Raw genomic sequence first — 6,179 nt, forward strand, 5'->3', positions numbered from 1 at the left:
GGCTCAGGCGTCGCGCTTCTTCAGCACCAGCGCCCCGCCGACCAGCGCGGCGAGCGTCCAGGTCAGGCAGATGGCGAAGCCCGCCCACGGCCCGTACGGCTGGTCGTGCTGCTCGTAGACCAGCAGCATCCGGGAGCCGGCGTAGTCCGGGAAGTAGTGGGCGACGGTCTTGGCGCCGGGCACCGCCGAGAGGATCGGCGAGAGCAGGAAGAAGAACGGCACCAGCACGCCCAGCGCCAGGGTCTGGTTGTGCAGCATCGCGGTGACGCCGGCCGAGAAGAGGCAGAGCATCGTGAGGTAGAGCGCGGCGCCGAACACCGCGCGCAGCACGTTCGGTTCGCCGAGCGAGGTGGAGTGCTCGCCGAGCAGCGCCTGGCCGGTGAAGAAGGTCAGGAAGGCCGTCACCAGCGAGACGGCCAGCGCCAGGGTGCCGAGCACCACGGCCTTGCCGGTGAGCAGGGTGCCGCGCTGCGGGACGGCGGCCAGGGTGACCCGGATCATGCCGCTGCTGTACTCGTTGCCGATGGCCAGCACGCCGAAGACGATGATGGCCAGCTCGCCCAGCATGATGCCGGCGAAGGACGTGCCGGTGGCGTCGAACGGGGCGTTGTCGCTGCGGAACTCCTCGAAGTTGTTGTTGGTGAGCAGCGACAGCAGGGCGCCGATGCCGAGGGTGACCACGAAGGTCAGCGCGAGGGTCCAGACCGTCGAGCGGACGCTGCGGATCTTGGTCCACTCGGAGCGCAGGACCGCGGGGAAGGACGCCATCTCAGTTCTCCTCCGTGCCGGGGGAGGCGGGCTGTCCGGCCCGGCCGCCCTTCCAGTTCGCGCCCCAGGCGCCCGCTGCGCCCGGTGCGCCCGGTGCGCCCGCCGCGTCCTGTGCGGCGGGTGTGCCGGGCGTGCCGTCCGGGCCGTGCACCGGTCCGGCGCCGGCGTGGTACTCGACCGCGTCGGCCGTCATCTGCATGAACGCCTCCTCCAGTGAGGCCTGCTGCGGGCTCAGCTCGTGCAGCACCACGGCGTGCGCGGCGGCCAGCTCCCCGAGTGCGGCGAGGTCGCCGTCGACCACCTCGAACGAGCCGTCCGGCCCGGGCTCGTGCCGCAGCCCGGCGCCGGCCAGGGCGTCGAGCAGCCGCTCGGGCTGCGGGCTGCGCAGCCGGACGGCGGAGCGGGAGTTGCGGCGGATGAACTCGGCCATCGGCAGGTCGGCGAGCAGCCGGCCCTTGCCGATGACCACCAGGTGGTCGGCGGTGACGGCCATCTCGCTCATCAGGTGGGAGGAGACGAAGACGGTGCGGCCCTCGGAGGCGAGGCGCTTCATGAGGTTGCGGATCCAGAGGATGCCCTCCGGGTCGAGGCCGTTGACCGGTTCGTCGAACATCACGATCTCCGGGTCGCCGAGCAGCGCGCTGGCGATGCCGAGCCGCTGGCCCATGCCGAGCGAGAAGCCGCGGGCGCGCTTGCGGGCGACCGGGGTGAGGCCGACCAGGGCGAGCACCTCGTCCACCCGGCGCTCGGGGATCCGGTTGCTCTGGGCGAGCCAGAGCAGGTGGTCACGGGCGGTGCGGCCGGGGTGGACGGCCTTGGCCTCCAGCAACGCGCCGATGTACTTGAGCGGTTCGCTGAGTTGTCCGTATCTCTTGCCGTCGATGGTGACGCGGCCCCCGGTGGGGCGGTCGAGGTCGAGGATCATGCGCATGGTGGTGGACTTGCCGGCGCCGTTGGGCCCGAGGAACCCGGTGACCACCCCCTCCGGGACCCTGAAGCTCAGCCGGTCCACGGCCAGCGTCCTGCCGTAGCGTTTGGTCAGGTCGTGCAACTCGATCATGGGAGCTCCCTCACTCTCCGTCAGACTATGACAATGCGGACAAGGCGGCCTGCTGAGTGGGCCCGCCGGGCACACCGGAATACGGTGGCCCCATGACCCAGCTCCCCTCCGCAGTGTCGGTCCGCGAGAGCGGCACCGGAACACCCCTCGTGCTGCTGCACGCCTTTCCGCTCAACGCCGCCATGTGGTCCGCCCAACTGGACGAGCTGCCCGGCCCGGGCGGGGACCGGGCCCGGGTGATCGCACCCGATCAGCGCGGCTTCGGCGCCGCCGGGCTGGGCTCCGAGGAACCCTCGCTGGAGGCCGTCGCCGACGACGTCGCCCGGCTGCTGGACGCCGGGGGGATCGACCGGGCGGTGCTCGGCGGGCTCTCCATGGGCGGGTACGTGGCGATGGCCTTCGCCGAGCGGCACCCGGACCGGCTGGCCGGCCTGCTGCTGGCCAATACCAAGGCCACCGCCGACCCGGAGGCGGCCAGGACGAACCGGGAGCGGATCGCCTCCGCCGTGCTGGCCCGCGACAGCGTCCGGCTGCTGCTCGACGAGCGGGTGGCGAACGGTCAGCTGGCCCCGGGCTCGCAGCACCTGGTCGGCCGGGTGCAGGACCTGATCGAGGCCGCCCCGCCGGCCGCCGTCGCCTGGGCGCAGCGGGCCATGGCGGCCCGGCCGGAGCGCCTCGACGTGCTGGCCGGGCTGCGGGTGCCGGCCGCCGTGGTGGCGGGCGCCGAGGACGCGCTGATGCCGCTCACCGAGGCGGAGCTGATGATGGAGGCCCTGCCGGACGCGGAGCTGACGGTGCTTCCCGGAGTGGGCCACCTGAGCGCGATCGAGGCGCCGGAGGCGTTCGACGCGGTGGCGCTGCGCCTGCTGGAGCGGGTGGCGGCGGGATGAGGGAGGAACGGGCGGAGACCGGCGGCTGGGACTTCTCCGCGCTGGAGGTGACCGGCCGGATGCCGTTGACCAACCGGGGCGAGGGGCTGCTCGAACTGACCCTGGAACCGCTGGGCGAGGACTACTGGATGCGCCCGGGGGAGACGTTCATCGTCACCTCGTACGGCGACTACGGCCCCGGGCACCCCTTCGAGGTGCAGTACTGGCCGGACTCGGTCTCGGTCTGGTGCACCTCGTGGTTCGGGACGGTCTCGGACGACGAGGGCAACCAGCTGAGCTGCGGGCACCAGCGCCCGGACGGCGCCTACCCGCGCTGAGGAAAAGGGGACGGCCCCCGCCCTGGGAGGGCGGGGGCCGTCGGGGCCTGCGGGCCGCGTCAGCGCGACTGCTGGGCGGGAACGCCCATGGTGTCGTCGTTCGGCAGCGAGGCGGCGGCCACGGCCGCGCCGGTCAGCGTCGCCAGCATCTCGCGGACGTTGGTCAGCTGGGCGTTGATGCTGTCGCGGCGGTTGGTGAGCGCCGCCAGCTCGCGCTCGGATTCGCTGCGGATGCGGTCGGCCTTGGCGTTGGCGTCCGCCACGATGTCCTCGGACTGGCGCTGGGCCGTCTCGACGGTCTGGCGGGCACGGCGCTCGGCGTCGGTGCGCAGCTTCTCGGCCTCCAGGCGGAGCTGCTCGGCGCGGTGCTCGATCTCGGCCAGCCGCTTCTCGGCCTTGGCCTGACGGGCGGCCAGGTCGCGCTCGGACTGCTCGCGGCGCTTGGCCAGGTTGGTCTCGAACTCCAGCGCGGCCTGGGCGGCCTTGGTGCGGGTCTCCTCGAAGAGGGCGTCCGCCTCCTCGCGCTTGTTCTGGGCGTCCTTGTTGGCCTCGGCACGCAGCTGGGCGGCGTCGCTCTTGGCCTTGTCGACGATCCGCAGACCCTCGTCCTCCGCCTTGGCCTTGCGGTCCTTGGCGTAGTTCTCGGCCTCGGTGCGGACCTGCTGGGCGGCCGCCTCGGCGAGCTCGCGGTGCTGCTCGGCCGCGCGGTGCGCCTCCTCGCGCAGGTCCTTGGCCTCCTCCTCGGCGAGCCGCAGGATCTTCTCGACCCGGGCACCGAGACCGGCGTACGACGGCTCAGCCTCGGCGACCGCCGCCTGGGCGGTCTGGGTCTCCAGGTGGAGCTCCTCGATGCGCTTCTCGAGGGCGCTGATCCGGGTCAAGGCACTGTCACGGTCGGCTACCAGCTTGGTGATCCGCTCGTCGACCTGGGCGCGCTCGTACCCACGGCGCACCAGGTCGAAGCCGTGAGGGGAGTGACTGTCGCTCATGGGGTTCTGGGCTTCCTGTCGTCAAACCGCTGAGGTGGTTGAGGGAATCCTGACACGGTACCGGAGTGTCGGCGACGAAACGCCGTTGTCCCGCGGACAATGTCCGCTCAATCGGGTGGTGCGCTCTTGGAGCGATTGCCGCCCGATCGGGGAGAGCCAATTCCGGCACCCGCCTTGGCCCCCCCGTCCTTCTTGGTGGTGCTTCCCCCGTTGGCCTGGGCGACCGGTGACGGAGCCTCGAAGGCCTCCAGGGCGGACAGCACGTCCTGCACCCTGGAGATCTCGGTGTTGATGTCCTTGCGGCGGCGCACCAGTTCGTCCAGCTCGCGCCGGCCCTCGTCGGTGGCCCGCTGCGCCTCGGCCCGTGCCTCGGCGAGCAGCCGCTCGGCCTCCGCCTTCGCCAGCTCGACCTGCTCGTCGGCGGCCCGGTCGGCGGCCCGCAGCCGCTTCTCGGCCTCGGCCGACGCCGACTCCAGCCGCTCCTCCGCCTCGTCCTGGGCGGACTTCAGCTTGGCCTCGGCCTTGATGATCAGGGCCTCGGCGCGGTCGGTGGAGCTGGCGAGCTTGGTCTCGGCCTCCTTGAGCAGGCCCTCCGCCTTGCGGACGGCCTGCAGCCGGACCTTGCTGGCCTCGGTGGACGCCTCCGAGGTCAGCTCGTTGGCCCGGTCCTCGGCGGCCGCGACCAGCGCCGCGGCCCGGTCCTCGGCCTCGGCGACGGTGGCCACCGCCTGCTCCTCGGCCTCGGTCAGCTGCTCCTGGGCGGCCGTCACCAGCGCGTCCACCCGCTCGCCGGCCGACTTCATGGCCTGCGCGTTCTCCTTGCGGGCGCGCTCGTGCAGGGCCTCCACCTCGGCGTCGGTGCGCTCGCGCAGCTCCTCGGCGCGCTCGCGGATCGCGGTGGCGTCCCGCCGGGCCTCGGAGAGCAGCGCGTCGGCGTCGGACCGGCCCTTCTCGACGGCCTCCTGCCCGGCGGCCTCGCCGGCCACGACCAGCCGGTCGGCCTCCTTGCGGGCGGCGGCGACCATCGCGTCCGCCTGCTCCTCGGCGGCGGCCGTGGTGGCCAGCGCGGTGGTCCGGGCGTCCTCGCCGAGCGCCTCGGCGTCCGCGAAGGCCTTCTCCAGTACGGACTTGGCCCGCTCGCGGGTGGCCTTGTCGAACTGCTCGGCGGTCTCCCGGACCTCGGCGTCGTAGGCGTCGGCGCGGCCGTGGGTGGCCGTGTCGTACTCGTCGGCGAGGGCGCGGGTGGCGAGCGCGTACTCCTCGGCCTCGGTGCGCAGGGCGGCGGCGAACTCCTCCGCCTCGGCGACGGTGGCGGCGGCCCGCTCCTCACCGGCGGCCACCGTCCGGGCGGCCCACTGCTCGGAGTCGGCGCGCTGCTGCTCGGCGGCCTCCTGGGCGGCGCGCAGGGTGTCCTCGGCCTCGGCGCGCAGCTGCTCGTCGTGGGCCTTCGCCTCGGCGAACTGACGGGCCAGCTCGGCCTCGGCGGCCTCGCGGTCGGCGGCCAGCTCCAGCTCGGTCTGTTCGCGCAGGGCGGTCGTCTCGGCGGCGGTCCGGGCCCGCAGGTCGGCGGTCTCGTGCTCGGCCGTCTCGCGCAGCCGGGCGACCTCCTGCTCGGCGGTCTCGCGCTGCTCGGCGGTCTCGCGGTCGGCCAGCGCCCGCAGCTCGGTGGTCTCCCGGTCGGCGGTGTCGCGCACCTCGGCGGCGGCCCGCTCGGCCTGCTCGCGCAGCTCCTCGACGTCCCGCTCGGCGGTGGCGCGGAGTTCGGCGATCTGCTGGGAGGCGGTCTCGTGCAGCCCGGCCACCGACTGGCGGACCTCGGCGGCCTCCTCCTCGGCGGCCTCGACCAGCGCGGCGGCCTCGGTCCGGCCGGCCTCGACCAGCTCCTCGCCGTCGCGCCGGGCCTGCTCCAGCTCCTCGCCGGCCTCGGTGCGGATCGCCGCGGCGGTGGCGCGGGCCTCGGACAGCTCACGGCCGGCCTCGGCGCGGACCGTCCCGGCCTGCTCCTCGGCCAGCGACAGGTCGGCGGCGCCCCGCTCGCGCAGCTCCTTGGCGGCGGTTTCGGCGTCGGTGCGGACGCGTTCGGCGTGGGTGTCGGCGGCTTCGCGGACGGCGGCGGTCTCGGCGGCGGTGCGCTCGGTCAGCTCCGCCGCGGCGG

At 73.9% G+C, this 6,179-nt stretch carries 5 protein-coding genes and 1 pseudogene; 2 read left to right on the forward strand and 4 right to left on the reverse strand.

Features of this window, described 5'->3' with window-relative positions; translation table 11 throughout:
• Window positions 1–3: 3 nt before the first annotated feature.
• A complete protein-coding gene (locus tag ACFVVU_RS24565) occupies window positions 4–768 on the reverse strand; it encodes an ABC transporter permease subunit (protein WP_380681301.1) in 765 nt (254 codons plus the stop codon).
• Between the two features lies 1 nt (window position 769).
• A complete protein-coding gene (locus ACFVVU_RS24570; RefSeq protein ID WP_387792219.1) occupies window positions 770–1,828 on the reverse strand; it encodes an ABC transporter ATP-binding protein in 1,059 nt (352 codons plus the stop codon).
• Between the two features lie 92 nt (window positions 1,829–1,920).
• Here ACFVVU_RS24570 and ACFVVU_RS24575 point away from each other — a divergent pair, with 92 nt between their 5' ends.
• Together ACFVVU_RS24575 and ACFVVU_RS24580 are read left to right on the forward strand one after the other, a co-directional pair.
• The gene (locus tag ACFVVU_RS24575) at window positions 1,921–2,718 is read left to right on the forward strand and encodes an alpha/beta fold hydrolase (protein ID WP_387792222.1); all 798 of its coding nucleotides are present in this window, start codon (window positions 1,921–1,923) and stop codon (window positions 2,716–2,718) included.
• Window positions 2,715–3,035: a hypothetical protein gene (locus ACFVVU_RS24580; RefSeq protein WP_355371377.1), complete on the forward strand. Its 321-nt coding sequence runs from the start codon at window positions 2,715–2,717 to the stop codon at window positions 3,033–3,035. Before ACFVVU_RS24575 ends, ACFVVU_RS24580 begins: the two co-directional genes overlap by 4 nt.
• A 59-nt stretch (window positions 3,036–3,094) precedes the next feature.
• Here the strand turns inward: ACFVVU_RS24580 and ACFVVU_RS24585 are convergent, their stop codons facing one another.
• Window positions 3,095–4,024, reverse strand: a complete 930-nt coding sequence (locus ACFVVU_RS24585; RefSeq protein ID WP_344345574.1) for a cellulose-binding protein — start codon at window positions 4,022–4,024, stop codon at window positions 3,095–3,097.
• Window positions 4,025–4,131: 107 nt separating this feature from the next.
• Window positions 4,132–6,179, reverse strand: a pseudogene (locus ACFVVU_RS24590) (hypothetical protein); the annotation flags it as partial.

Source organism: Kitasatospora sp. NPDC057965 (genome assembly GCF_042887135.1).
GTDB lineage: Bacteria > Actinomycetota > Actinomycetes > Streptomycetales > Streptomycetaceae > Kitasatospora.

What these genes read in the sequence shown, in the direction of transcription:
- ACFVVU_RS24565 (WP_380681301.1), bottom strand. Translation starts at nt 768, where the DNA reads ATGGCGTCCTTCCCCGCGGTCCTGCGCTCCGAGTGGACCAAGATCCGC.
- ACFVVU_RS24580 (WP_355371377.1), top strand. Translation starts at nt 2,715, where the DNA reads ATGAGGGAGGAACGGGCGGAGACCGGCGGCTGGGACTTCTCCGCGCTG.
- ACFVVU_RS24570 (WP_387792219.1), bottom strand. Translation starts at nt 1,828, where the DNA reads ATGATCGAGTTGCACGACCTGACCAAACGCTACGGCAGGACGCTGGCC.
- ACFVVU_RS24585 (WP_344345574.1), bottom strand. Translation starts at nt 4,024, where the DNA reads ATGAGCGACAGTCACTCCCCTCACGGCTTCGACCTGGTGCGCCGTGGG.
- ACFVVU_RS24575 (WP_387792222.1), top strand. Translation starts at nt 1,921, where the DNA reads ATGACCCAGCTCCCCTCCGCAGTGTCGGTCCGCGAGAGCGGCACCGGA.